General features: G+C 67.7%; 26 protein-coding genes. 16 read left to right on the top strand and 10 right to left on the bottom strand.

The genetic code is table 11. The features are described from left to right. Positions 1-214: 214 nt before the first annotated feature. Positions 215-1,840 carry a peptide chain release factor 3 gene (locus GPX89_RS38260; RefSeq protein WP_328602778.1) on the top strand — a complete coding sequence of 542 codons (1,626 nt, stop codon included), beginning with the start codon at positions 215-217 and terminating at the stop codon, positions 1,838-1,840. A gap of 3 nt (positions 1,841-1,843) precedes the next feature. Here GPX89_RS38260 and GPX89_RS38255 read toward each other — a convergent pair whose 3' ends face one another. Then, a complete protein-coding gene (locus GPX89_RS38255) occupies positions 1,844-2,365 on the bottom strand; it encodes a nuclear transport factor 2 family protein (RefSeq protein WP_157392627.1) in 522 nt (173 codons plus the stop codon). Between the two features lie 83 nt (positions 2,366-2,448). After that, positions 2,449-3,330, bottom strand: a complete 882-nt coding sequence (locus tag GPX89_RS45115; RefSeq protein WP_157392668.1) for a DUF4393 domain-containing protein — start codon at positions 3,328-3,330, stop codon at positions 2,449-2,451. Positions 3,331-3,714: 384 nt separating this feature from the next. On the opposite strand from GPX89_RS45115, the gene GPX89_RS38245 reads away from it, so the two are divergent. Continuing rightward, positions 3,715-4,998 carry a hypothetical protein gene (locus tag GPX89_RS38245; RefSeq protein ID WP_157392626.1) on the top strand — a complete coding sequence of 428 codons (1,284 nt, stop codon included), beginning with the start codon at positions 3,715-3,717 and terminating at the stop codon, positions 4,996-4,998. After that, entirely contained in the window at positions 4,989-5,852 is an 864-nt protein-coding gene (locus tag GPX89_RS38240) for an Abi-alpha family protein (protein WP_157392625.1), read from the top strand. Before GPX89_RS38245 ends, GPX89_RS38240 begins: the two co-directional genes overlap by 10 nt. Before the next feature lie 14 nt (positions 5,853-5,866). Here the strand turns inward: GPX89_RS38240 and GPX89_RS38235 are convergent, their stop codons facing one another. Beyond that, positions 5,867-7,666, bottom strand: coding sequence for an ABC-F family ATP-binding cassette domain-containing protein (locus GPX89_RS38235; protein WP_328602777.1), 1,800 nt, complete (start codon positions 7,664-7,666; stop codon positions 5,867-5,869). Positions 7,667-7,794: 128 nt separating this feature from the next. Further along, on the bottom strand, positions 7,795-8,718 hold the full coding sequence (locus GPX89_RS38230) for a 4-(cytidine 5'-diphospho)-2-C-methyl-D-erythritol kinase (RefSeq protein WP_328602776.1): 924 nt from the start codon (positions 8,716-8,718) through the stop codon (positions 7,795-7,797). Between the two features lie 140 nt (positions 8,719-8,858). Between GPX89_RS38230 and GPX89_RS38225 the strand changes: the two genes are divergently transcribed. The 5 genes from GPX89_RS38225 to GPX89_RS38210 are packed head-to-tail and all read left to right on the top strand — an operon-like array spanning position 8,859 to position 12,861. Continuing rightward, on the top strand, positions 8,859-9,065 hold the full coding sequence (locus GPX89_RS38225) for a heavy-metal-associated domain-containing protein (protein ID WP_157392624.1): 207 nt from the start codon (positions 8,859-8,861) through the stop codon (positions 9,063-9,065). Continuing rightward, positions 9,062-9,958, top strand: a complete 897-nt coding sequence (locus GPX89_RS38220) for a hypothetical protein (protein WP_328602775.1) — start codon at positions 9,062-9,064, stop codon at positions 9,956-9,958. Before GPX89_RS38225 ends, GPX89_RS38220 begins: the two co-directional genes overlap by 4 nt. Beyond that, positions 9,955-12,195, top strand: a complete 2,241-nt coding sequence (locus GPX89_RS38215; RefSeq protein WP_157392623.1) for a heavy metal translocating P-type ATPase — start codon at positions 9,955-9,957, stop codon at positions 12,193-12,195. Before GPX89_RS38220 ends, GPX89_RS38215 begins: the two co-directional genes overlap by 4 nt. Beyond that, the gene (locus GPX89_RS45675; protein ID WP_268893436.1) at positions 12,192-12,320 is read left to right on the top strand and encodes a hypothetical protein; all 129 of its coding nucleotides are present in this window, start codon (positions 12,192-12,194) and stop codon (positions 12,318-12,320) included. Before GPX89_RS38215 ends, GPX89_RS45675 begins: the two co-directional genes overlap by 4 nt. 40 nt (positions 12,321-12,360) lie before the next feature. Continuing rightward, positions 12,361-12,861: an LpqN/LpqT family lipoprotein gene (locus GPX89_RS38210; protein WP_157392622.1), complete on the top strand. Its 501-nt coding sequence runs from the start codon at positions 12,361-12,363 to the stop codon at positions 12,859-12,861. Here the strand turns inward: GPX89_RS38210 and GPX89_RS38205 are convergent. Next, complete coding sequence (locus tag GPX89_RS38205) at positions 12,858-13,052, bottom strand: DUF397 domain-containing protein (protein ID WP_328602774.1); 195 nt, start codon at positions 13,050-13,052, stop codon at positions 12,858-12,860. The two genes, GPX89_RS38210 and GPX89_RS38205, sit on opposite strands and share 4 nt — an antisense overlap. Continuing rightward, on the bottom strand, positions 13,049-13,921 hold the full coding sequence (locus GPX89_RS38200) for a helix-turn-helix domain-containing protein (RefSeq protein WP_235949014.1): 873 nt from the start codon (positions 13,919-13,921) through the stop codon (positions 13,049-13,051). The genes GPX89_RS38205 and GPX89_RS38200 overlap by 4 nt, the downstream gene beginning before the upstream one ends. Positions 13,922-14,144: 223 nt before the next feature. On the opposite strand from GPX89_RS38200, the gene GPX89_RS38195 reads away from it, so the two are divergent. Then, the gene (locus tag GPX89_RS38195) at positions 14,145-14,354 is read left to right on the top strand and encodes a hypothetical protein (RefSeq protein WP_157392620.1); all 210 of its coding nucleotides are present in this window, start codon (positions 14,145-14,147) and stop codon (positions 14,352-14,354) included. 378 nt (positions 14,355-14,732) lie between these two features. On the opposite strand, the gene GPX89_RS38190 is transcribed toward GPX89_RS38195, so the two are convergent. Both GPX89_RS38190 and GPX89_RS38185 read right to left on the bottom strand, forming a co-directional pair. Continuing rightward, complete coding sequence (locus GPX89_RS38190) at positions 14,733-15,293, bottom strand: dihydrofolate reductase family protein (RefSeq protein ID WP_157392619.1); 561 nt, start codon at positions 15,291-15,293, stop codon at positions 14,733-14,735. A 10-nt stretch (positions 15,294-15,303) separates the two neighbouring features. Next, a complete protein-coding gene (locus tag GPX89_RS38185) occupies positions 15,304-15,708 on the bottom strand; it encodes a hypothetical protein (protein WP_157392663.1) in 405 nt (134 codons plus the stop codon). Positions 15,709-15,857: 149 nt separating this feature from the next. On the opposite strand from GPX89_RS38185, the gene GPX89_RS38180 reads away from it, so the two are divergent. The 6 genes from GPX89_RS38180 (at position 15,858) to GPX89_RS38155 (ending at position 20,457) form a co-directional block, all read left to right on the top strand. Continuing rightward, positions 15,858-16,484: a TetR/AcrR family transcriptional regulator gene (locus GPX89_RS38180; protein WP_328602772.1), complete on the top strand. Its 627-nt coding sequence runs from the start codon at positions 15,858-15,860 to the stop codon at positions 16,482-16,484. Between the two features lies 1 nt (position 16,485). Next, complete coding sequence (locus GPX89_RS38175; RefSeq protein ID WP_157392618.1) at positions 16,486-17,310, top strand: helix-turn-helix domain-containing protein; 825 nt, start codon at positions 16,486-16,488, stop codon at positions 17,308-17,310. A 22-nt stretch (positions 17,311-17,332) separates the two neighbouring features. After that, a complete protein-coding gene (locus GPX89_RS38170; RefSeq protein ID WP_157392617.1) occupies positions 17,333-18,451 on the top strand; it encodes a serine hydrolase domain-containing protein in 1,119 nt (372 codons plus the stop codon). A gap of 252 nt (positions 18,452-18,703) precedes the next feature. Then, entirely contained in the window at positions 18,704-19,651 is a 948-nt protein-coding gene (locus GPX89_RS38165) for a helix-turn-helix transcriptional regulator (protein ID WP_328602771.1), read from the top strand. A 165-nt stretch (positions 19,652-19,816) separates the two neighbouring features. Continuing rightward, entirely contained in the window at positions 19,817-20,278 is a 462-nt protein-coding gene (locus tag GPX89_RS38160) for a sigma factor (protein ID WP_157392616.1), read from the top strand. Then, a complete protein-coding gene (locus GPX89_RS38155) occupies positions 20,275-20,457 on the top strand; it encodes a hypothetical protein (RefSeq protein WP_157392615.1) in 183 nt (60 codons plus the stop codon). Before GPX89_RS38160 ends, GPX89_RS38155 begins: the two co-directional genes overlap by 4 nt. Here GPX89_RS38155 and GPX89_RS38150 read toward each other — a convergent pair. Beyond that, a complete protein-coding gene (locus GPX89_RS38150) occupies positions 20,450-21,217 on the bottom strand; it encodes an SDR family NAD(P)-dependent oxidoreductase (RefSeq protein WP_157392614.1) in 768 nt (255 codons plus the stop codon). The two genes, GPX89_RS38155 and GPX89_RS38150, sit on opposite strands and share 8 nt — an antisense overlap. A gap of 167 nt (positions 21,218-21,384) precedes the next feature. On the opposite strand from GPX89_RS38150, the gene GPX89_RS38145 reads away from it, so the two are divergent. After that, complete coding sequence (locus GPX89_RS38145; RefSeq protein ID WP_157392613.1) at positions 21,385-22,542, top strand: alpha/beta fold hydrolase; 1,158 nt, start codon at positions 21,385-21,387, stop codon at positions 22,540-22,542. 73 nt (positions 22,543-22,615) lie between these two features. On the opposite strand, the gene GPX89_RS38140 is transcribed toward GPX89_RS38145, so the two are convergent. Next, on the bottom strand, positions 22,616-24,124 hold the full coding sequence (locus GPX89_RS38140; RefSeq protein WP_157392612.1) for an alpha/beta fold hydrolase: 1,509 nt from the start codon (positions 24,122-24,124) through the stop codon (positions 22,616-22,618). Between the last annotated feature and the right edge of the window lie 143 nt (positions 24,125-24,267).

Raw genomic sequence — 24,267 nt, 5'->3', positions numbered from 1 at the left:
GTCGGGCACCAGCAGCGGCAGCAGCTCGATCACCCCGCTGCTGAACGGTCTCACCGGGACCGGCTCGGCCGCCGCCCAGTCCGGCGGAGTGGGCGCTTCGGTGTCCTAGCGATCCGTGGCCGGTCGCCCGGATCCCGGTGGATCCGGGCGACCGGCCGGGGACCCGGTCGCGTACCCTGGTGCGGTTGCCTCGTCCGCACAAAAGGAGTCCCCCGTGAGTTCCCCGACTGCCAGCGCGCCCTCAGCCACCTCCGGGCGGCTGGCCGACGAGGCGGCGCGGCGGCGCACCTTCGCGGTGATCTCCCATCCCGACGCCGGTAAATCCACCCTCACCGAAGCCCTTGCCCTGCACGCCAAGGTGATCTCCGAGGCCGGCGCCATCCACGGCAAGGCCGGGCGCAAGTCCACCGTCTCGGACTGGATGGAGATGGAGAAGGCGCGCGGTATCTCCGTCAGCTCCACGGCGCTGCAGTTCGAATACGGCGACTGCGTCATCAATCTGGTGGACACCCCGGGTCACTCCGACTTCTCCGAGGACACCTACCGTGTGCTGACCGCGGTCGACGCGGCGGTCATGCTCATCGACGCCGCCAAGGGCCTGGAACCGCAGACGCTCAAGCTCTTTCAGGTCGCGCGCGATCGCGGCATCCCGGTCATCACCGTCATCAACAAGTGGGACCGCCCTGGTCAGGCCCCCCTCGAATTGCTCGACGAGATCGTCGACCGCATCGGCCTGACGCCCACCCCGCTGTTCCTCCCGGTCGGCATCGCCGGCGACTTCCGCGGCCTGCTGCGCCGCGGCGAGGAGGGCGCGGCCACCGAGTACATCCACTTCACCCGCACCGCGGGCGGCGCGACCATCGCCCCCGAGGAGCACTACACGCCCGAGCAGGCCGCCGAGCGCGAGGGCGACGCGTGGACCAATGCCGCAGAGGAGAGCGAACTGCTCTCGGCCGCCGGACAGGACCACGATCAGGAGCTGTTCCTGGCCGGGCACACCTCGCCGGTCATCTACGCCTCGGCCATGCTGAACTTCGGTGTGCGCCAGATCCTCGAGACGCTGGTCGAGCTCGCGCCGCCGCCGCGCTCGCGCAAGGACGTCAACGGCAACGAGCGCGAGACCACCGCCCCGTTCAGCGCCGTCATCTTCAAGGTGCAGGCGGGCATGGACACCGCGCACCGCGACCGGCTGGCGTTCATGCGCATCGTCTCCGGCGAGTTCGAGCGCGGCATGGTGGTGACCCACGCCCAGACCGGGCGGCCCTTCGCCACCAAATACGCGCTGACCGTGTTCGGCCGTGAGCGCACCACCGTCGACACCGCCTACCCGGGCGACGTGGTCGGCCTGGTGAACGCGACCGCGCTGGCCCCGGGCCACACCCTGTTCGTGGACAAGAAGGTCGAGTTCCCGCCGATCCCGTCCTTCGCGCCCGAGCACTTCGCCACCCTGCGCGCCAAGACCGCGGACAAGTACAAACAGTTCCGCAAGGCCATGGACCAGCTCGACTCCGAGGGCGTGGTGCAGGTGCTGCGCAACGACGCGCGCGGCGACGCCTCGCCGGTGCTGGCCGCGGTCGGCCCCATGCAGTTCGAAGTCGTCACGGCCCGAATGCAATCCGAGTTCAATGTCGAGACCCAGCTGGACTTCCTGCCGTTCCAGCTGGCGCGGCGCACCGACGCCGAATCGGCGGAGGAGCTCAGCCGCCAGCGCGGCGTCGAGGTCTTCACCCGCACCGACGGCGCGATCCTGGCGCTGTTCAGCGACAAGTGGCGGCTGCAGTACATCGTCAAGGAAATGCCGAAGCTGACCCTCGAACTCCTGGTCGCGGGAACCGAGTAACGCTCAGCCGAGCGTGCCCGACCCGTCGCTGCTGGGTTCGATGCGCGGCGAGTCGGCGGGGTCGCGGGCGATCAGCCCCCAGCGGCTCGACGTCAGGCGCAGGCTCGGCAGGTCGGAGAGCGAGAGCACGACCTCGTAGGTGCGTTCGTATCCGGTGTGGGCGATGCGCCACCGGCCGTCGTCGCACAGCACGTAGCGGTCCGAGTAGAAGGCGGCCCCGCGGAGCAGCATGTTGTGCCCCGGGATGAGCACCGTGTCGGCGAGGTACCAGGTGCCGACCGCCTCGTCCCCGTCCACGTCGATTTCCGGATGGTCGCAGCGGTGTTCGGTGATCACGTGCGGTCCGAGCGTGTTCCGCATGAAGGCCAGGAACGCGTCGCGCGATTCGAACTGGAGGTACTCGCTGTAGGTGGCGGTGGCCTCCGGAATCATGGTGTCGGCGAACTCGTCCCACGCCTTGGTGTCCAACGCCCGCAGGTATCGGAACTTCAGCCGGCTGATCGCTGCGACGGCATCGGAATCCATACCATCAACAATCCCATCAGGTGTAGGAAACCTTTGGGGATCGGCACGGATTTGTACCGGATCGCTATCAGCCGGATACCGAGTCAGCCCTGGATGCTGAAGCAGGTGTTGCAGAAGTCCTCACCGAACTCGGTCAGGCGCAGGCTCTTTCGGACGATCTTGGGGACCCGACCGGCCTTTTTCAGGGCCTGCTCGACGATCGGCTGCACCTCGAGCACCATGTAACGGGACAGGATGACCGGATCCTCCGAGGTCATGGTCAGGCCCAGACGGTTGAGGTTGATCAGGTAGTGCCGCGATCGGTCCGGGTAGCGGACGCCGGACTGCTCCGGAACCGAGGTCAGATCGCCCGCGACCAGCTCGGAGCCGATGCCCAGCGGCCGGTTGGTGCGCACGTCGACCGACGGCTGCGGGCCCTGCAACGCCATGAACCGCAGAATCCGCGCCTCGTCCGGCGCGAGCTGATCGAGGATGCGGTCGTAGGCCGGGTGCACGTCCTCGGTGAAGTAGACGTCGGCCGAGCGGGCCAGCAGCGCGTCGCCGCGGCGGCGCAGCTCATCATTGGTGGCCGAGCGCAGCAGCCCGGTGGTGATGGCCTGCTGCGGCTGGCCGATGGGAGTCGGTACGTAGCTGACGATCTCGCGCACCGAACCCTCGGTGACGCCCAGCGCGCTGCGCGCGATGGACCGGAGCGCCGCCCCCGTGCGCTCGGCGATATCGGCGGAGGACTCGCCGTCCAGCGCGGCCTGGGTCAGCTGTTTGGTGATCTCGAAGCTGGTGCCGACCGCCCACTCGGTCCCCCGCACCGCGGTACCGGCTGCCAACCCCGCCGCCCGGAAGACCCCGCGGATCAGGCGGGCCTCATTGCTGATCTGCCGCTTCTCCACATCCGAACTGCGTTCCACGGCACGAGGTCCCGGACGGGCCACGTCCTGCCCCGGGATCCTGTCTTCCGCCACGTCCATCTCCGAATATCGCCAGGTGAACCAATCGTTCACAGATTATTGCCCCCGACGGACCTTCAGGCATGTTGAACCCGCAAGCCAGACGAAGGTTACCCCAGTCATCGCGCGCCCCTGCGACACGCATGACCCCCAACACAACCCGTTACAGCGCCGATATGGATGTGGTCCCCGCCATTCTCGTGTTCCCATCGAGATACAGGAACATCGAGGCCGTACAGTGTGACTGAGATCTCCGACTCAGACACTCCGCGGCTGGACTCGATTCCTAAAGAGCCAGTAAGGTCCGAGTCGCCGAGGGGTTGTCAACGCCAACGGCGGTGCGTTGCGGGTCGGCAGGAGGGTGTCGTGCTAGAGAGTGTCTTTGGGGTACATCCGACTCTCCTGATGGAATTGATCACGATCCCGCTGTTCACGGGCGTGATCGGCTATATCACCAACTGGACCGGCATCCTGATGCTGTTCAAGCCGATCCGGTTCCACGGGTTCCGGGTGCCCGGTCTGGCCGCGGTGTTTCCCTTGCTGCCCAAGCGGATTCAGGTGCTGCCGCTGCTGCAGTACGACGGGCGCTTCGGCTGGCAGGGGATCGTGCCGTCGCGCGCGGACAAGATGGCCAGCATCGCGGTCGACAAGGGTCTGGCGAAACTGGGGAACGTCGCCGACTTCTATCGGGAACTCGAGCCCGACAAACTCGCTGAACATTTTGTTGAAATCGCGGATTTGCAGATTCGCGACATCGTCGAGGACATCCTCAAGCGCGAGCATCCGCAGCTCTGGTACAACCTGCCGGGTGGGGTCCGGGAGATGATCCACAGCCGGGTGCGCGAGCAGCTGCCCGACATCCTGCGCGAGCTCACCGATGAACTCGGGAACAACATCGATCAACTGCTCGACGTGAAGTCGATGACCATCCGCTACTTCCAGGCCCGACCGCAGATGCTGAACTCGGTGTTCCAGGTGCTGGGGGCCAAGGAACTGCGGTTCATGCAGAACTTCGGCTTCTACTTCGGCGCGCCCATGGGTCTGGTGCTGGTCGCCATCCTGCACTTCACCGGCTGGTCGTCGCTGGTGGTGCTGCCGATCGGCGGCGTGGTCATCGGCTGGGTGGTCAACTGGATCGGCATCAATATGATCTTCGCGCCGGCCTACCCGAAGTGGTGGTGCCCGTGGCGGCAGGGCCTGCTGATCAAGCGGCAGGACGAGATCACCGAGGGCTACGCGGATCTGGTGGCCAGCGAGATCATGACCGTCGCCAATATCGGCGACGAGCTGCTCAATGGGCCGCGCGCCGACCGCACCATGCAGATGCTCCAGGACACCCTCAAGCCCGCGGCCGATCGGGCGCTGGGCCCGGCCAAGTCGGTGGTCAAGTTCGCCCTGGGCGGGCGCGAATACGACTCGCTGCAGGACTCTTTCACCTCCGAGGCGATGACCATCGCGCCCATCGCGTTCGCCGATCCGGCGTTCAACGCGCGCCAGGGCAAGCAGGTGCAGGAGTACATCGCCAAACAAATGGCGGCGCTGCCCCCGCCGGAGTTCGTGGATATGCTGCGATCGGCCATCAAACAGGATGAATGGCTTTTGTTCGTCCATGGCGGCGCGCTGGGCCTCTTCGCCGGTTACGCTCACCTTCTGATCTTCGGTACAGGAGTGGCGAGCACATGGCTATAACCGAATCCGGCAGTGGCGACGACGATCTCGACGTCGTCGGGAACGACCTCGCTGTTCGCGAGGACGCGCCGCTGCCGGTGCCGGTATCCCCCGAGGCGAAGCCCCCGTCGGCGGGGCCCGTGCGCGCGACCGCCGGAGTGGTCGCGGTGGCCGTGTCCGCGGCGGTCGAGGCGAGCTTCTGGAGCCTGCACACCGCGCTGGGCGTGACCTCGGTCGTGTTGCGCGGCAGCATGGCCGGGCAGCCGCCGCGCGCGATCCTGTCCGAAGCCGGTGCGCAGGTGCGGCATTCGGTGCGCCAGGCGCTGGGTGTCGGCGTGACCGAGACCGCCGAGAGCGTCCCGGATTCCAGTCCCACCAACGCATTGCGGGCCCGCGGGGCCGAATTGCTACGCCGCTCGGCCGATTTCCACGCCGACGACGACAACCACCATCACACCGCCTACGCCCGCATCCTCGGCGAGATCACGCCGGACGAGGCGCGCATCGTCCGCCACCTCTACCTGGACGGCCCGCAGCCCGCGGTGGAGGTGCGCGCCGGAAGGACCTCGCACCGCGGCACTTTCAACCTCCTCGGCGAGGACGCCGCGCTGCGCTACCCGAACCGGATCACCGAGTACCTGGCCAACCTGGACCGCCTCGGCCTCATCCACCTCACCCGCGAAGCCCTCGGCAACCCCAACCGGTACCAGCTGCTGGAAGCCATGCCCGAGGTGCGCCGACTGCTCAAGCGCGCGAGCTTCGGCACCAAGGTGCTCTATCGCACCATCGAATTGAGTTCCTTCGGTGCGGGATTCGTGCGCACCTGCCTGCCCGTGCCGGTGCTCGACTCGCAGGCGCTCGAACAGCACGGGTAGCCCGCGACAATCGGTTATCCCGCGTTCTCGGCCAGTTCGAGCCAGCGCTCCTCGGTCGATTCCTTCTCGGCCTGGACCTGCTTCAGCTCGGCGCCGAGGGTGATGAGCTTGTCCGGGTCGGTGGCGGCTTCGGCCAACTGCGCGTGGAGCTTCTCCTCGCGATCGGCGAGCTTCTCCAGGGCGCGTTCCAGCTTGGCCAGTTCCTTGCGAGCCGCGCGGTAGGCGGCCGAATCCGTGGCCGGGGCGGCCGAATTCGAGGCGGCCGGGGCCGTGGCCTTGGCCGGGGGCGCGATGAGGGCGGCGCGCCTGCGCAGGTACTCGTCGATCCCGCCGGGGAGGTTGGTGAGCTTGCGGTCGCCGAACAGGGCCCAGGTCGTGTCGCAGATGCGCTCGATCAGGTAGCGGTCGTGGGAGATGACGACCATGGTGCCCGCCCAGCCGTCGAGCATGTCCTCGAGCTGTTGCAGGGTGTCGATGTCGAGGTCGTTGGTGGGCTCGTCGAGCAGCAGGACATTGGGCTCGGACATGAGGATTCGGGTCAGCTGCAGGCGGCGGCGCTCGCCACCGGACAGGTCGCCGACCGGGGTGCGCTGCTTGGCCGGGGTGAAGCCGAGACGCTCGGCCAGCTGACCAGCGGAGATCTCCTTGTCGCCCAGCATCATTCGCTGCGCCACATCCTGGACCGCTTCCAGCACACGCATGTTCAGCGGCAGGTCGTCGAGTTCCTGACGCAGCCAGCCGATCTTGACGGTCTGGCCCTGAACCCGCTTGCCGGACTTCAGTTCCGCGTCACCGGCCAGCGCGCGCAGCAGTGTGGTCTTGCCCGAGCCGTTCACGCCGACCAGGCCGACGCGCTCGCCGGGCGCGAGCCGCCAGGTCAGGTCGGTCACCAGTTCCCGGCCGTCCGGGGTGGCGAGGGTGGCGTCCTCGAGCTCGATCACCACGCGGCCCAGGCGCTTTCGCGCGAAGGAGGCCAGCTCGACCTTGTCGCGCGGGGCGGGCACATTGGCGATCAGCGCCTCGGCGGCCTCGATGCGGTACTTCGGCTTCGATGTGCGGGCCGGTGCGCCGCGGCGCAGCCAGGCCAGCTCCTTGCGGGCGAGGTTCTGGCGGCGTGCCTCACTGGCGTCGGCCTGCCGGGACCGTTCGGCGCGGGCGAAGATCCAGTCGTTGTAACCGCCCTCGTAGGTCTCGACCTTGCCGCCCTGCACCTCCCAGGTGCGGTTGGCGACGGTGTCGAGAAACCAGCGGTCGTGGGTGACGACGACGAGCGCGCTGCGGCGGTTGATCAGGTGCTCGGCCAGCCACTGCACGCCCTCGACGTCGAGGTGGTTGGTGGGCTCGTCGAGGACCAGCAGGTCGAGGTCGCGGACCAGGGCGGCGGCCAGCGCGGTGCGGCGGCGCTCACCACCGGAGAGACCGGCGACGGGGGTGTCCATGCCGAGGTCGGCGATGCCGATGCCCTCGACCACGGAACGGATGCGGGGGTTGGCGGCCCATTCGTGTTCGGCGACACCGTCGGTGCGCTGATCCTCGGCCAGGCCCGCTAGCACGACCTCGCCGACGGTCGCGCCCTCGGGGAGCACACCGCGCTGGGTGACGACGGCCAGTCGCAGATCACCGCGACGGCTCACGCGACCGGAGTCCGGTTCTTCCAGCCCGGTCAGCACCTCGAGCAGCGTGGTCTTACCGCCGCCGTTCAGACCGACGACACCGATCCGCTCCCCGTCCTGAACCCCGAGGGACACGTTGTCGAGCAGCGGTTTGATGCCGAAGCTCTTGGAGACCGATTCAAGGTTGATCAGGTTGGCCACGGGACAGTCCCGCCTCTCCGTGTCTTTTTACCGAACTGCAAGAGCCTACTCACCGGCCGTTGCGGACCGGCGGTCGCGTACGGAGAGACTCAGCCCGTCCCCGACGAGTTGCCCCCGCAGTTACGAGATCAGTTGTCACCGACAATGCGACGCGCACCCGGGACAGGCCCGTAGGCGGTGCGCACGCTGCGGCACACCCCCGCGCCCGCGAGTTCGGCGGCGACGGTGACCGCAGCATCCTCGCTCTCGCAGAGGAAGGCGCAGGTCGGGCCGGAGCCGGAGACGATGCCCGCCAGCGCGCCCGCGGTGACGCCCGCGCGCAGGGTCCGGCGCAGTTCGGGTTTCAGCGAGAGGGCGGCCGCCTGCAGGTCGTTGCCCAGCAGCGGGGCGAGCTGTTTGGCCTCGCCGGAGGCCAGGGCCTGCAGCAGTTCCTCCGGGCTGTCGAGCCGCGGCGGGTCGCCGACCTCGCGCAATCGGTCCAGTTCGCGGAAGACGGCCGGGGTCGACAGGCCGTCCTTGGCCAGCGCCAGCACCCAGTGAAAGGTATTGCGGGACAGCACCGGGAGCAGTTTCTCGCCGCGACCGCGGCCGAGCGCGGTGCCGCCGTGCAGGGAGAAGGGGACGTCGCTGCCCAGTTCGGCTGCGATCTCGGACAATTCGGTACGGCCGAGGCCGATCTCCCAGAGATCGTTCAGTCCGACCAGGGCCGCGGCGGCGTCCGCGCTGCCGCCGGCCATGCCGCCCGCCACCGGAATGCCCTTGGTGATGGCGAATTCCACCAGCGGCGCGCGCCCGGCCATATCGGCGAGTTTGACCGCGGCCTGCCAGACCAGATTGCCGCGATCGGTGGGCACGTCGTCGGCGCCTTCGCCGGTGACCTTCACCCGCAGGGCCGAGGACGGCGCGATCTGGACGTCGTCGGACAGCGACAACGCCTGGAACACGGTGGTGAGGTCGTGGTAGCCGTCCTCGCGCAGGTCGCCCACGCCGAGGTGCAGGTTCACCTTCGCGGGCGCGCGCACGACGAGCGGGCTGGGCACAACTGAGAGCACGCGCACAGCCTAGTCGACAGATTTCCCGTTCGAGTACTTGCGCAAGGTACCCACGGGGGGTATGTTTCTGGGTGTCGGGGATACCCCCACACCGTATGAATCACCACCGAATCGAAGTTCGACGACACGAGGAGACCGCCATGGCCACCAGCACCTACACCGTCACCGGCATGACCTGCGGCCACTGCGTCGGTTCGGTGCAGAAGGAAATCGGCAAGATCGACGGCGTCACCAGCGTGGACGTGGATCTCGCCACCGGACTGGTCAAGGTCGAGTCCGCCGCCCCGCTCGCCGACGCCGATGTGGTCGCCGCCGTCGACGAGGCCGGGTACGAGGTGGCGGTGTGAACGATCGACTGAGGTTCGCCGCCTTCGGCGGCGGACTGGTCGTCTTGTTCGGAGCCGCGCTCGGCATCGGAGCCCTGGTGGGCGACCGATCCGGCGCGGCCCCGGGCCCGGCCACCTCCGACCACAGTCAGCACGCGGCCGCCGCGACCGGACTCGAGGACAGCCGCTCCGGCTACAGCCTCGGCGAGATCAGCGCCCCGGCCACCCCCGATCAGCCTGGCGCACTGCGCTTCCGGATCACCGGACCGCAGGGCACCGTCACCAAGTACAACGACCTCCACGAGCAGGACCTGCACCTGATCGTGGTCCGCAGCGACGCGAGCCAGTTCCGGCACGTGCATCCGACGCGGGCCGCCGACGGCACCTGGTCCATCGACTGGAAGTGGGCCGCACCCGGCAGCTACCGCGTGTTCGCCGACTTCTCCCCCGCCGACGGGCCGGGCGAGCTGGTGCTGAGCCGCGCCTTCGCGGTCGCGGGCAATGTCACCGACAAGCCGCTGCCGCCGGTTTCCAGGACCGCCGACGTGGACGGTTACCGCGTCACCCTGACCGGCGACCTGACCACCGCGGGCAGCGAGGTGAAGTTCACCGTCACCCGCGACGGCAAACCGGTGACCGATCTGCAGCCCTACCTGGGCGCGTACGCTCACCTGGTAGCGCTGCGGGCCACGGATCTGGCCTACCTGCACGTCCATCCCGAGGGCGAGGTCGGCAAGACCGCACCCGGCCCCGACGTCGTCTTCGAGGCGCAAGCGCCCAGCGACGGCAAATACCGCCTCTACCTGGACTTCCAGCACGGCGGCGCGGTACACACCGCGGAGTTCACCGACGAAGCAGCCACCGCCGCACCCGATTCGGATGCGCCCGCCCACCACGAAGGAGGTCACTCATGAGCGCCCCGGCACCCGAGCGTTCGATCGAACTCGATATCGGTGGGATGACCTGCGCTTCCTGCGCGGCGCGCATCGAGAAGAAGCTCAACCGGATGGACGGCGTCACCGCGTCCGTCAACTACGCGACCGAGAAGGCCAAGGTCAGTTTCCCGGAGTCGGTGACGACGGATGACCTGATCGCCAAGGTCGTCGATACCGGCTACACCGCGGCCGTGCACCACAACGAACCGGTGAAAACCGAGGCCATCGAGAGCGATTCGGGTCCGTCACCGGCGGATCTGTTGCGGCACAAGCTGTTGGTGACGCTGGCGCTGGCCGTGCCCGTGGTCGCCATGGGCATGTTCCCGGTGTTCCAGTTCACCAACTGGCAGTGGCTGTCGCTGACGCTGGCCGCGCCCATCGTGGTGTGGAGCGCGTCGCAGTTCCACCGGGCCGCGTGGGTGAACGCCAAACACGGTGCGGCGACCATGGACACGCTGATCTCGCTGGGCACGATCGCGGCCTTCGGCTGGTCGGTGTACGCGCTGTTCTGGGGCAACGCCGGCATGCCGGGCATGAAGCACCCGTTCAGTTTCGCCATCGAGCGCGGGGACTCGTCCTCGGCCCTGTACTTCGAGGTCGCGGCCACCCTGGTCACGGCGATTCTGGCGGGACGCTACTTCGAGGTCCGGTCCAAGGAGAAGGCCGGTTCCGCGCTGCGCGCCCTGCTGGAGCTGGGCGCCAAGGATGTCTCGGTACTGCGCCATGGCGTCGAAACCCGCATTCCCATCGGCGATCTGCGGGTCGGCGAGGAGTTCCTGGTCCGCCCCGGCGAGAAGGTCGCCACCGACGGCGTTGTGGTGAGCGGCAATTCGGCGCTCGACATGAGCATGCTGACCGGCGAGTCCGTGCCGGTCGAGGCGGGTCCCGGCGATCAGGTGGTCGGCGCGACCGTGAACGCGGGCGGTCTGCTGACCGTGCGCGCCACCCGGGTCGGCGCGGATACCCAACTGGCGCAGATGGCTTCGCTGGTCGAGGAGGCGCAGAACGGCAAGGCGCCCGTGCAGCGGCTGGCCGATCAGGTCGCGGGGATCTTCGTGCCCATCGTCATCGGTATCGCGGTCGCGGCGCTGGGCTTCTGGCTCGGAACCGGCGCGGCGGTGTCCACCGCCTTCGGCGCGGCCGTCGCGGTGCTGATCATCGCCTGCCCGTGCGCCCTCGGATTGGCCACGCCCACCGCGCTTCTGGTGGGCACCGGCCGCGGCGCACAGCTGGGGATCCTGATCAAGGGCCCGCAGGTGCTGGAGTCGACCCGGCGCATCGACACGGTCGTGCTGGACAAGACCGGCACGGTCACCACCGGCAAGATGACGCTGGCGGAAGCGATTCCGGGCGAGGGCGTGGATGCCGACGAGCTGTTGTCGGTGGCCGCGGCCGTCGAGCACGGTTCCGAGCACCCGGTCGCCAAGGCCGTGGTCGCCGGTGTCGCCGAGCGCGGACTCGACACCGAGAAGGTGGAGCAGTTCGTCAGCCACGGCGGCAAGGGCGTGCAGGGTCTGGTCGGTGAGCGCGCGGTCGTCATCGGACGCACCGAGCTGCTGGAGGATTGGTCGATCACCCTGCCGGAAGCCTTGGCGGAAGCCAAGCTTCGGGCCGAGCAGGCGGGCAAGACCGCCATCGTGGTGGCCTGGGACGGGCAGGCGCGCGGCGTGCTGGTCATCGCCGACGCGGTGAAATCCACCAGCGCCCAGGCGATCTCGGAAATGAAGGCGCTCGGGCTCACCCCCGTGCTGCTGACCGGCGACAACGCGGCCACCGCCCGCACCGTCGCGGATCAGGTGGGCATCTCCGAGGTCATCGCCGAGGTGCTGCCCAGCGACAAGCTGGACGTGGTGAAGAAGCTGCAGGACGCGGGCAAGGTGGTCGCCATGGTCGGCGACGGCGTCAACGACGCGGCCGCCCTGGCCCAGGCCGATCTGGGTCTGGCCATGGGCACCGGCACCGATGTCGCCATCCAGGCCGCCGATCTCACCCTGGTGCGCGACGACCTGCGGGCGGTCCCGACCTCGATCAAGCTGTCCCGCGCCACACTGCGCACCATCAAGGGCAACCTGTTCTGGGCCTTCGGCTACAACGTGGCCGCCATCCCGCTGGCCGCCGCCGGCCTGCTGAACCCGATGCTCGCCGGTGCCGCCATGGCGTTGTCCAGCGTGTTCGTGGTCAGCAACAGCCTGCGCCTGCGCCGGTTCAAGGGATGACCACAGCCGATCGACACCCGAGGGCCGCCCGGATCACCACGACCGGGCGGCCCTTCTCGTTGCGCGCCGCCCCCTTCTCGCTGCGCGACACCATCGAGCAATCCGTCGCGGCCGCATCGTGTTGAATGGCTGGTGGACCACCCACCCCCTCACCGAGGAGCCCCGTTGACCACCATCGCCGAATACCTGGCCACCAACCAGATCCAGGCCGCCCCGGTCGACCCCGCGGCCCCCGGCGCGCCCAAGGTCACCGTCGGCATCCCCGAAGGCTGGCAGCAGGTTCCGGCCGGCATGTTCCCCGGCTCCTACGGCGTCTGGACCCAGCCCCCGGTCAATGGCTGGGCCGACAACGCCGTCCTCCTCGTGGCGTCCTTCACCCCGGCTGTCGACCCCGCCGAACTCCTCGCCCACGCCTTCGCCGACGCCCGCCAACTCCCCAACTGGCAGGACCTCGACACCGACACCAACGACTTCGAGGGCTACCCCTCCGCCGGCATCACCGGCACCTACGACGTGGAACAGCTCACCCTCTGGGCCTACAACCGCTACATCCTCGTCAACTCCCCCACCGGCCAGTACATGGTCCAGCTCACCATCACCACCCGCACCGACAGCGACGGCGCCGCCCCCACCACCCTCCTCGAGGGCCTCTCCATCTCGGCCTAGCGCTCCCACACCCCGCTACCGAGAAAGCGGTCCCACTGCTCCCCGGAGAACACGAGCGCGGGACCGCCGGGGTTCTTGGAGTCGCGCACCCCGACCTCGCCGCGGGATAGGAATGCGATTTCGACGCAGTCCTGTCCGCCCGCACTTCGACTGCTCTTGAACCACTCGGCTTGGGCCAACTCACTTTTCACGCTGAGTACTCCTTCGCCAGTCGTCGCAGCAGATTTCTGCTGTCCGCCGGGTTCAACGCTACTCGCTCGAGGGTCCCGAACGCGGTCCGATACTGATCAACGGTGTCCCGCATCTCGAAGTACATTGCGCCCATGTAGCTCTCGACATAGACGACCGTAGGCTCCTCGGGCTCCCCGTCCTCGTCAACTGCGAAATCGAGGATGGTGAACGGGCCTGGCGACACTCCCAGTGGAAACCCTACTGCGGCAGGCAGGATTTGGACGGTCACGTTCGACGGCAGGCCCGCAAGATGCCTCAGCTGGGCGGCCATGACCTTCGGTCCGCCGACCATTCGCCGCAATGCAGCTTCATCGATGACCAGACGTACGGTTGCCGGTTTGCGCTTCCGCGTGATCAGGGATTGTCGTCGTATCCGCAGGTTCACGCGGCGCTCGATCGCCGTCGGCGACTCCCACGGGAAATACGTGTGGTCGAGGGTACGAGCGTATTCCGGTATCTGAAACAGACCGGACACCATGTCGGGTCGGTAAATGGTCAGCCGTTCAGCGGCAGACTCCAAACCCACGTAGACATTGAAGCTGGCGGGAATCACGTCCCCGTATTCGTGCCACCACGATTTCACATTCGACTGCTGTGCAAGCCCTTTCAACGGCTCCACATAGTCCGGTGCGTCGTAGATCCGGCACAGCTCCTCGATATCGCTCGGCTGGATCCGGTCCGTCGCACCGGTTTCCAGTCGTTGCAGGCTGCCGGAGCTGCGCTCGGCGAGCTTGGCCGCCTGCACGATCGACAGCCCGCACTGCTGACGCAGTTCTCTCAAGTACCGCCCGAGTTGGCGACGCGGCAGATTGCTGGAGCGCTTCGACATGACCATCTCCTGGCGTCGGCTCCGAGACCTGAACAAAGTTTGCGCCGAAATCGGGTGGCGTGCTGGGAAAACGCACAGAAATCCTGCGCGCGCAAGAAATCCCCTTCCCAACCCGCAATCGCGGATGTCCCATGACATCGCGCCCCGATCCCAGCCAACCATCCGAGACCTCAACGGTATCCGGGCGAATACCCGACAGTGCACCAGACTCAGGAGGCTCGAAATGCCTTGGGAAACCTGGCCCCTGCTCGCGATCACCGTCCTCTGCATCAGCGTGATCATCTGGTCCTGGTGGGGCTTCCACAGCCAGGCCCACCCGACAGAATCCGCGAACCTACGGCTCACCGTCATCGGCGGCGGCTACCTCGAAGTCCCCTACCGGAGCGGATGCCCCTCCGGCCGACACCGAATCAGGCGGGGGCGGTTCGCATGACGCCCGCCGAAGTGGCCGTTCTCTCGGCCCTCACTCCCGAGCAGAGCCTCACGACCACTCAAATCCAGCAGGTCTCGTCGTTGACCAGTTGGCGTACCCGAAATGCCCTGACCCAACTCAAATCTCGGGGCCTCGTCACCGCTACCCACCCCCGCGGTCGCTGGCGCATCACATCCCGAGGTCGTATCGCCCTCCGAATCAAATCGCCCAGGTTCCGCTGACCCCGAACAAGATCACGGAGCTGTCAGCGCCCAGCTCGCACCGGGAATGGGCTTGGACGTGCACTGCGGCGGTGAGATTGGTCGAAACCGCCATTCGGCCCCGAAGAATGCACGAATAGGCCCATCTCACGCTACGGGGAAGAGGACCCGGCTCGGGTCAGCGGGTGCGCTGGTAGCGGAGGTAGGTGACGCCGGAGGTCAGGGGGCGGGATTCGACCAGTTCGAGGGCGAGGGGTTTCGGGAGGGGCGGGAAGTAGGGGGTGCCGCCGCCGAGGATGATCGGGTAGACGAATTGGCGGTATTCGTCGATCAGGTCTTCGGCCATGGCGGCCGCGGCGAGTGCGGCTCCGCCCAGGGCCACCACGCCGTCACCGGGTTGGCTGCGGAGGCGGTCGATTTCGGTGGCGATATCGTCGGTCGCCAGGCGGGCGTTGCCTGCTACCGAGTGCAGGGTGCGGGAGAACACCACTTTGGGAATCGGCCGCCAGATTCGCGCGAATTCCAAGTCGGCCTCGTCGGACATGGTTTGCTCGGCGGTCTCCCAGACCAGCATCGCTTCGTAGAGGCGGCGGCCGCACAAGTGGGCGGCCACGTCGCGGGTTTGCTCGATGTGGAAGCGGAACAGGTCCGGGTCGGGGGCGGTCCAGCGGATGTTGCCGTCCGGTCCCTCGATGTATCCATCCAGCGAGACGCCCATCGAAAAGATCACGGGCAGCATCAATGCCTCCTCAGCGAACGATCGGTGCGGTCGAGTGGCGATGGACAAGAGTCTGCCAGCGGCGATGGCGATAGCGGTAGATCGCGAGGGCGACCGCGGCGACGAGCGGGGTGAGGCGGCCCGCTTCGATGTCGACGGTGTCGGTGTAGCGGCAGCGGTCCGACGAGAGAGGTTCGACGTGGAGGGTGTGGTTCCAGGTGGTGATCACTCCGCCGTATTCGTGGGTGCGGATGGTCGAGGTGGATTCGTCGACCTCGATCACCTCGATGGTGTGGCGGTATGCCGGGATGAGGTGAAAGGCGAAAAGCCATGCGGTGCCGCGTTCACCGACATGCAGCGGATCCATGCGACCTCGCAGGGCCGGGATGCCGATCAGGCCGCGGCAGACGTAGAGGAACGTGGACGGGGCAAGCATCGCCGCCCATACTCGTGGCGCGTCGGTCGGCAGGTCGGTGTGAATCTCGATGGTGCGCACGGTGTTTCCTCCGCTCGGGCCATTAGGGTTACCTAAGTCTGCGGAGTGATCCGCGGGGTGACTACTCGCATTTCGAGGGGGAGGACGCCGTGACGCCCACCGATCGGTTTCGGCCGCGCAGCCAGCCGAAACAGGAGCGATCCGTCGATACTCGGCGGTGGATTCTCGAGGCGGCTGCTCAGGTTTTCGGCGAGTTCGGATACGGCGCGGGGACGACCAATCGCATTGCGGAGCGGGCGGGGATCTCGATCGGGTCGCTGTATCGGTACTTCCCGAACAAGGACGCGATCCTGCGGGCGTTGATGGAGCAGCACCTCGATGCGGGAGCCGCCCTGTACGAGCAGCGCCTGGCCGCCGGACTGCCACCCGAGCTGGAGGACTGCCTGCGGGTGTTCATCAAGGCCACCATTGACAATCATCGCGACAATCCGCGCCTGCATCGTGTGCTCTTCGAGGAGGCGCCCCGCTCCCCCGATCTCCTCGCTCGGCTGCACGAATTCGAGCAGTTCGCCGTCGCGTCGGTCGCCGCACTGCTCGAGCATCATCCGCAGGTTCGGGTCGCCGATCCGGTGCTGAGTGCCCGTATCGTGGTGGTGACCGTCGAATCGATGGTCCATCGCCTGATGACCGCGGCGAATCCCGTTCCCGCACCACGAATCGAGGACGAGACGGTGATTCTGCTCAGTGGGTATCTGCGTCGAGAGCCGGGGGTCTGACATGGACTGGGATTTCGCGGGGCCGGTGCGGGCCACGCCGGCGGGCGGGACCGTCATCGGGTATCGCGATGTGGGTGGGGCCGGGCTGGATCTGCAGGTCGCGGGGACGGCGGCGGTCACCCTGGTGATCGGGTTCGAGGGGAGCGAGGTGACCGTCGACGACGCGCTCGGGCAGCGCTCGATGGGTGGGTTCGTCGCGGGACTTCCGATCGAGGCCATGCGAATTCGCGGCGAACGGGCCGAATGCGTCGAGATTCGGCTGTCGCCGTTCCAGGCGTATTCGGTGCTGGGCATCTCCCCCATGGAATTGGGCCGGGGCGTCACCGATCTGGAGGAGCTGTGGGGTGAGCGCGCTCGGCGATTGCGCGAGCAGCTCGCGGCCGCCGGGACCTGGGACGAACGGTTCGAGCTGACGAAAACAGCTCTCGCGCAGGGTGGTCGGCGCGCACGCGGGCCCGATCCCGAGGTGCTGGCGGGGTGGGAGCACATTCTGGCCTCCCGCGGACAGGTGCGGATCGGCGAGCTCGCGCAGGAACTCGGCTGGAGTCACAAGCGGTTGTGGGCGCGGTTCGAATCCCAGATCGGGCTGACGCCCAAGCGGACGGCGATGCTGGTCAGATTCCGGTGCGCGGTCGACGGACTGCTGGCGGGCGGGCCCGCCGCCGAGGTCGCGGCCGGCTGCGGGTACGCCGATCAAGCCCATTTGTGTAGGGACATCTCGGCTTTCGCGGACCGCACGCCGGGCGCGTTGACGGCGGACTACCTGCCCGACATCGCCCGGCAGCGCTATCGGGCATGGGGAAAATTTCTTCAATACCGGGCATGACCTGGCGGTTGATAGTGGTCCCATGACCAACACCCTCGATACCGCGAAGCTCCGGGCCGCACTGAAGGGTATCCATCGGGCCGGTGTACCCGGCGTCTTCGCCGAAGTACGCGACCACGACCAGATCTGGTCCGGCGCAGCCGGATTCGCCGACATGACCACCGACAACCCCGTCACGCCCGACATGCGCCACCGCGTCGGCAGCCTCACCAAGACCTTCACCGCCGCCGCCGTGCTGTACCAGGTCGACAGCGGGGAGGTCGAACTCGACAAACCGATCGGACACTATCTGCCGCACCTGGTTCCGGGCGAACGCGGCGAACAGATCACCGTCCGCAGCCTGATCAACCACACCAGCGGCCTCGCCGAATACCTCCCGTACGCCTACTCGTCCCTGCGCGCGTTCCCCGTCATGGCGAAAACGACGCCCCAGAGCCTGGACGACAACCGATTCACCCACTTCGACCCGTTGGAGCTGATCGCGATGGGCGTCTCGGCGCCGGCCACCGGCACCCCGGGCGGCAACCCCGGGGTGTACTCGAACACCAATTACCTACTGCTCGGCCAACTTCTGGAATTGGTCACGGGCACCTCCGCGGAGAAATGCATCACCCGCGACGTGATCGAGCGAGCGGGCCTGCGGGACACCGAACTTCCGACCGGGACGCGGATCAGCGGCCCGCATTCCCTGCACTACGAATCCTGGTTCGGCATGATCGACCCGCCCCGCGACTACAGCGTCTACGACATGTCCTTCGTCGGCCCAGCGGCTTCCCTGATCTCGACGGTCGCCGACCTCAACCGCTTCTACGGGCTACTGCTGGACGGCGAGATCATCAGCGAATCCGCCCTCGAGCACATGCAGCGCACCGTCCCCGTCATCTCCTTCGAAGGCAAGACCCTCGAGTACGGCCTCGGCCTGCACCGCATGACCATTCCCGGCCACGGCACCTTCTGGGGTCATGACGGTTCCGTCTGGGGCGGCGGCGCGATCACCTGGACCCGAGACGAGGGCGAACGGCAGCTGTCGCTAGCGGTGAACCTGCAGCGCTGGAACCGCCTCGACGCCACCGGCCGACCACAACCCCACCCCATCGACACCGCACTGCAAACCTTCGTTCAACTCGCCCTGTGCGGCTGATCGGGATTGCAGAACAAGGAAGCTCTCGCCGGGGAATTCCGTCCGAATTCCCTCGGCGCGGGCTCCTTGCTCCTTGGTCCCCGCACGTTCGACCACCAATGGACCACCGACGCGGACCGGCACGGGCGAGAACGAGGTGACCGTCATGAAGGTTCGGAAGTAACTGAGAAGTCGCGGCACGAGCGGGATTCGGACGCGCGGAAGCGGGTATCCGTGGAGTTTGATCGACCGGAGCCCTGAGGAGGTGCGTTCGTGCGAAATCTGGTTTTCGAGAGTGACGACCTCGGTGCGACCGAGGACTTTCTCAACAGCGCGTATACGAAGATGTCGATCGGCAACGACAGCCCGGCCGGTGGGTCGGCCAGCATTCGCCGGGACATGCTCGGCCAGGTGAGCCTGGACCGGTTGGATCTGCGGTTCGCCATGCGATACGACGCCGATCCACTGGAGAAGGTGTGCCTGTGCGTCGTGGAGACCGGCTCGATCGAGGAGACCTACCGCGATACCGGGGTGGACGTGTTCCTGCCCGGGCAGGTCGGGTTGCTGACGCCGCCCGAGCTGCCCTATGAGGGCGTGATCCATTCGTCCCGGTACCGCATCGTCATGTTCGATCCGCGGCTGCTGAATCGGGTCGGCGGCACGGCCGACGACCGCGAGGCGATCCGGTTCACCGGACACCGCCCGATCTCCCCGGCGGCCGGGACACGCCTGAAGCGGGTGCTCGAACACCTGCAGGACGTCGCGGCCGACCCGGACGCCTCGGCGTCACCGCTGGTGGCGTCCACCGCCGCGGACTATCTGGCCGCCACCGTGCTCGACACACTGCCGACGACCACGGTGGCCGAACCGAGCGCGGCCGACCGGCACGACGCGCACGCCGACACCGTGCGCCGCGCGATCGCCTACATGGAATCGCATCTGCGCGAGGACATCTCGGTCGCGGAGATCGCCGCGGCCTGTTTCGTCACGGTCCGATCCCTGCAGTTGGCGTTCCGCCGTCACCTGGACACCACCCCCACGGGCCGGCTGCGCCGGATGCGTCTGCACGCGGCACGCGAGGAGTTGCGCGCGCTCTCGCCCGGTGACGGTCACACCGTCACCTCGACGGCCCAGCGTTGGGGGTTCGCCCATCCCGGCCGGTTCGCGATCGAGTACCGCCGGGCCTACGGGCAGTCCCCGAGCGCCACGCTGCGTGGCTGAGCCGTTCGTTTCCCGTACAGGGACCGGTACGGCGGTTTCGTTTCCCGTACTGACAGCCCCCGCACCGGCCTGACAGGGTGGATACAGCGGTACGGGAAACGAGACGGGCAGCGTTCAACCCCAGAGCGTGCGGTCCGCTCGCAGGGTGCCGCGGAAGAGACGCTGATGACCCAGCCCACCGACACCCGCCCGCCGACCCGTGAAGGCGGCGTTGCGCGAGAAGACCTCCTGCATCGGTACGCTCCCCTGGCCCAGCAGCTCGCCCGCCGCTTTTGCGGGCGCGGGGAAACCTACGACGACCTCTATCGGGTGGCCTCTCTGGGCCTGGTCTTCGCGATCGAACGCTACGACCCGACCCGGGATGGCCCGTTCCTCGATGTCGCCGTGCCCGCCATGGTCGGCGAAATCGGGCGATACCTCCGCACGCACGGCCTGTGCGGTCGAAATCCGCAGCGGGTCAGCGAGATTCAGCGGCGACTCGATCCGACCATCGACAGCCTGCGTGAACGCCTGTCCCGCATGCCCACCGGCTACGAGATCGCCGCGGCACTCGGCGTCGACATCGCCGAGGTCGTCCAGGCCATGGTCGGCCGGCGCGAACCTCCGAGAGACAGGAGCCAGCCATGAACACGAAACGAGGTCGCACCCCGCTGTCGCTCATCCAGGTCCGATGGTCGCCCACGCACCACGCCTACGTGGCCTGGCACCGGCACGATCCCCGGCTCGTCACCCGCGACCCCCACTCCTCCCTCGCGGCGCTCGACGGGCTGCTCCGCCTGATCGAACAGTCCGAACCCGCTACATGAGGGCGCCGCCGTCGACGCGGAGTTCGGTACCGGTCATGTAGCGGCCGTCGTCGGAGGCGGCCATGGCGACTACGCCCGCGATGTCTTCGGGCTTGCCCAGGGCGCCGCCCTCGATCCAGCCGGGGAGGCGGGCCATGAGGGTCCAGTCGGCGTCGGCGGGCAACTCCAGGCCGGAGGTGATGCCGGTGCTGATGCCACCGGGGACGATGTTCACCGCGCGCAGGCCCTTTTTCACGTATTCGAGGGCGATGGAGTGGGTCAGGGCGTTCACGCCCGCCTTCGACGCCGAGTAGGCGGCCATGTACGGGTTGGAGCCGAAGGCGGCGGTCGAGGAGAAGTTCACGATGACGCCGTGGCCCGATTCGACGAGGGCGGGCAGGTTGGCCTGGATCATGAGGAAGGTACCGGTCAGGTTGACGCCGATGACCTTGTTCCAGGCTTCGAGAGGCATGTCGTGGGTGTGCGCGGCGCGCAGGATGCCCGCGGCGTTCACGAGAACGTCGAGGCCGCCGAGGAATTCGTGCGCCTGGGTCGTGGCGGCACGCACGGCGTCCTGATCGGAGATGTCGAGGGTCAGCGTGCGCAGGCGATCGCGTTGCTCGGCGGGCACGGCGTCCACCATCGCGGCGAGCCCGCTCTCGTTGACGTCCGCGGCGACCAGCCGCGCGCCCTCGGCCAGCAGGCGCACGGCGACAGCCTGCCCGATGCCCGACCCCGCTCCGGTGACAATGACGCGACGACCTTCATATCTGCTCGACATGGCGAGAAATTAGAACAAGTTTCAAGACCAGTCAATGGGTAGGCTTTCCCGCACCCCGATAGCTAATTGCCAGAGTGTTCTCATACTGGTCCGTCGTTCAAATGCCTTAGGCTCGAAACCCGAATATGGCTCGTGTTTCGGGTCGGGAGAAACCTGATGGAGGATTCATGCGGTTGGATGGTTGGCGGACGCGGTTCTTCACCGCGGCCCTAGCGTCGACGGGTGCACTGCTGGTCATGCCGGGCAGCCCGGCCCATGCCGATCCGGCGGGCACCACGATCGCCACCACCGCCGCACCCGACGGCTTCCGGGGCCTGAGCAACGGCACCATCATCGACTACTGGACCACCCGCTCCAATGGCGAACCGGTGAAAGCCAGTGGCGCGCTGTTCGTTCCGTCCGGCCCGGCCCCCGCGGGCGGCTGGCCGATCATGGCCTACGACCACGGCACCTCCGGCATGGGTCCCGGCTGCGGCGGGCAGACCGACACCTCGAAGCTGAGCCGCCCGAAGGAAGACCAGGTCATCCAGTACTTCGTGAACAAGGGCTTCGCCGTCGTCGCCCCGGACTACCTGGGCCTGGGCCGCTTCGACACCGGCCCGCACCCGTACCTGGAGATCAGCACCGAGGCCGGATCCACCATCGACCTGGTCAAGGCGGCACGCGCCACCGACCCGGCGCTCTCGAAGACCTGGGCGGTGACCGGCTTCTCGCAGGGCGGCCAGGCCGCCCTCGGCACCGCGCACCTGCAGTCCTCGACCGCGCCGGACCTCGACTTCCGCGGTTCCATCGCCGTCGACCCGGAATCGGATCTGGAGAAGATCACCCCGTTCGTCGGCCCCTGGGTACCCGAGATCCCGGGCCAGGCCGGCACCGCCGTGAACGGCTTCGTGGTCAGCATGCTGGCCGGGCTGCGGGCCACCCACCCCGAGGTCGACGTCGACAGCTACCTGACCCCGCGCGGCAAGCAGGCGGTGGACGCCTCGCAGAGCCTGTGCTTCCTCGACATCATGAAGGTCGTCGACGGCATGGGCATCGGCGACATGCTCTCGCGGCCGCTGAACGACCCCGCCTTCCAGGCCGCCATGACCGAGTACATGCAGGTGCCGGTCAACGGCTACGACGCGCCGATCCTGTTGCTGCTCAACACCAATGACACCACCGTGCCGTCCCCGCTGCACGCCGCCCTGGCCGCCCAGTTCGCCGCCAACGGCGTGGACTTCCAGACCGTGGTCGGCAACGGCACCCACACCCAGGTCAGCCCGCAGATGTGGGATGCCATCGGAACCTTCACCGATCGCATCCTGGCCACCCCGGTCAAGTAGTCACCCCGGCATCGTCGTTCCGGCGTGGTTCACGCCGGAACGACGAGGGATGTTCGCGCGAATTCAGCGCGAATTACTGTGGGAACCAGGAGAAGTCGGGCTCACAGGTGACGTCCTGGGCGGGACGCACGCCGGTCGCCAGGTAGGTGTTCACGATGTCGATCAGGCACGGGCTCAGGCCCGGCCGGAAGGCACCGTGAACCCTGGTGTCGGCCAAGGTGACCAGGCGCGACTCGGTCAGATCCCGGTGCAGCGCAAGCCCTTCCTGGTAGGCGGTGCGGGTGTCGTGGACGTTCGCCAGCATGAGAACCGGTGTCGCGTTGCGGACCTCGGTGGGCGGTTCGACCGCGTCCGGCCAGAACGCGCACGCGGTGATGTTGTTGGCGAACGCCCCGAACACCGGCTGGGTCTTGCGGGCGGCGTCGACATTGGCGTAGTACCAGGCGGGATCGCGCGGCGCGGTCTTGTCGCCGCACATGATCGCGGCCAGCGCCGAGGCGTCGAGGGGCACCGCGGCGACGATCTTCGCCTTGAGCGCGTCCATGTCGATGGGCCCGCCCGCCACGCCGACGTCCAGCATGTGCACCACCTCGGCGAGGTTGGTGTTCAACTGCGGATTCACCAGCAGCGCAAGCAACATCATCGGGATGGTGTGCTCGTCGACCAGGTAGCCCGCGCCGTAGATCTCGTGCCCGACCGAGCGCCGGATCAACTCCTCGACGAAGCCGCGGACCTGCTCGCGGGTCGACCCGTAGTGGTACTCGTCGTCGTGCCGCGCCGCCCAGGTCGCCCAGTCGTCGAGCGCGTACTCGTTGAGCGGGCCCATGTCCTGGTAGAGCCCGACATAGTAGCGATCCGGGTCGATCGGGCTGTCCAGGATCATGCGGTCGGTGTGGTCGCCGAACATCTGCGTGTAGACCGAGCCCAGATACGTGCCATAGGACGCGCCATAGAAATTGAGCTTGTCCTCACCGAAAGCGCTTCGGATGACGTCCATGTCGCGCGCGGTATTGCGAGTCGTCATGTGCCGGGCCTTGTCCGGATCGGTGCCGACGCACGCGGCGGCCAGCGCCGCGCCGACGGTGGTGTCGCGGGCGAAGCCGAAGACGTCGTACCCGGCCGAGAACAGCATGGAGGGCACGGGAATCGTGCAGCTGACCGCGTCCGAGCGGCCGATGCCGCGCGGGTCCATGCCGACCAGGTCGTACTGCGCGAGCACATCCGGGGTGAGCATCTCCGCGAGCTGGGCGGTGTAGTGCAGGCCCTGGCCGCCGGGACCGCCCGGGTTCGACATCAAGATGCCGCGGCGGCGACTCGGATCGGTGGCAGCGACGCGGGAGACGGCGACGGTAATGGTGCGGCCATCCGGATTGTCGTAATCGAGCGGCACCCGGACACCCGCGCACTGCCCGCCGACCGCGTCGAGAACCGCGTCGTTGCACGGCTTCCAGTCCAGGCTCTGGTGATAGAACCGGTCCAGGCCGGGCGCGGCGTCCGCGTTCGCCGGTCCCGCGGGTAGCGCGACGGCCGCGGTGAGCAGGGTCGCTCCCAGGACGAGCCGTCGAATCCGCTGAGCCGGCATGCATTCTCCTCACGGTCTGGTTCCCGAAGGGGGACGCTACCCGGGCAAGGGATGAAAAACCCTGCGAGATGGCGTATTTGGTTCGCGCCACGCCCCGCCGCCACGCCCGGCACACCTCCGGCAAATCTTCAGCGACCGCTGGT

This window comes from Nocardia terrae, from assembly GCF_009760405.1.
Taxonomy (GTDB): Bacteria; Actinomycetota; Actinomycetes; order Mycobacteriales; family Mycobacteriaceae; genus Nocardia; species Nocardia terrae.
Note: the sequence above shows the minus strand (reverse complement) of the source record. Positions and strands in the feature narration are given on the sequence as shown.

Bases quoted from the DNA above. Each gene is read 5' to 3' on its own strand.
- GPX89_RS38255 (WP_157392627.1), bottom strand. From the start codon at position 2,365: ATGGATTCCGATGCCGTCGCAGCGATCAGCCGGCTGAAGTTCCGATAC.
- GPX89_RS45115 (WP_157392668.1), bottom strand. From the start codon at position 3,330: ATGGACGTGGCGGAAGACAGGATCCCGGGGCAGGACGTGGCCCGTCCG.
- GPX89_RS38245 (WP_157392626.1), top strand. From the start codon at position 3,715: ATGGAATTGATCACGATCCCGCTGTTCACGGGCGTGATCGGCTATATC.
- GPX89_RS38240 (WP_157392625.1), top strand. From the start codon at position 4,989: ATGGCTATAACCGAATCCGGCAGTGGCGACGACGATCTCGACGTCGTC.
- GPX89_RS38225 (WP_157392624.1), top strand. From the start codon at position 8,859: ATGGCCACCAGCACCTACACCGTCACCGGCATGACCTGCGGCCACTGC.
- GPX89_RS38215 (WP_157392623.1), top strand. From the start codon at position 9,955: ATGAGCGCCCCGGCACCCGAGCGTTCGATCGAACTCGATATCGGTGGG.
- GPX89_RS45675 (WP_268893436.1), top strand. From the start codon at position 12,192: ATGACCACAGCCGATCGACACCCGAGGGCCGCCCGGATCACCACGACC.
- GPX89_RS38200 (WP_235949014.1), bottom strand. From the start codon at position 13,921: ATGTCGAAGCGCTCCAGCAATCTGCCGCGTCGCCAACTCGGGCGGTAC.
- GPX89_RS38195 (WP_157392620.1), top strand. From the start codon at position 14,145: ATGCCTTGGGAAACCTGGCCCCTGCTCGCGATCACCGTCCTCTGCATC.
- GPX89_RS38190 (WP_157392619.1), bottom strand. From the start codon at position 15,293: ATGCTGCCCGTGATCTTTTCGATGGGCGTCTCGCTGGATGGATACATC.
- GPX89_RS38185 (WP_157392663.1), bottom strand. From the start codon at position 15,708: ATGCTTGCCCCGTCCACGTTCCTCTACGTCTGCCGCGGCCTGATCGGC.
- GPX89_RS38175 (WP_157392618.1), top strand. From the start codon at position 16,486: ATGGACTGGGATTTCGCGGGGCCGGTGCGGGCCACGCCGGCGGGCGGG.
- GPX89_RS38170 (WP_157392617.1), top strand. From the start codon at position 17,333: ATGACCAACACCCTCGATACCGCGAAGCTCCGGGCCGCACTGAAGGGT.
- GPX89_RS38160 (WP_157392616.1), top strand. From the start codon at position 19,817: ATGACCCAGCCCACCGACACCCGCCCGCCGACCCGTGAAGGCGGCGTT.
- GPX89_RS38155 (WP_157392615.1), top strand. From the start codon at position 20,275: ATGAACACGAAACGAGGTCGCACCCCGCTGTCGCTCATCCAGGTCCGA.
- GPX89_RS38150 (WP_157392614.1), bottom strand. From the start codon at position 21,217: ATGTCGAGCAGATATGAAGGTCGTCGCGTCATTGTCACCGGAGCGGGG.
- GPX89_RS38145 (WP_157392613.1), top strand. From the start codon at position 21,385: ATGCGGTTGGATGGTTGGCGGACGCGGTTCTTCACCGCGGCCCTAGCG.
- GPX89_RS38140 (WP_157392612.1), bottom strand. From the start codon at position 24,124: ATGCCGGCTCAGCGGATTCGACGGCTCGTCCTGGGAGCGACCCTGCTC.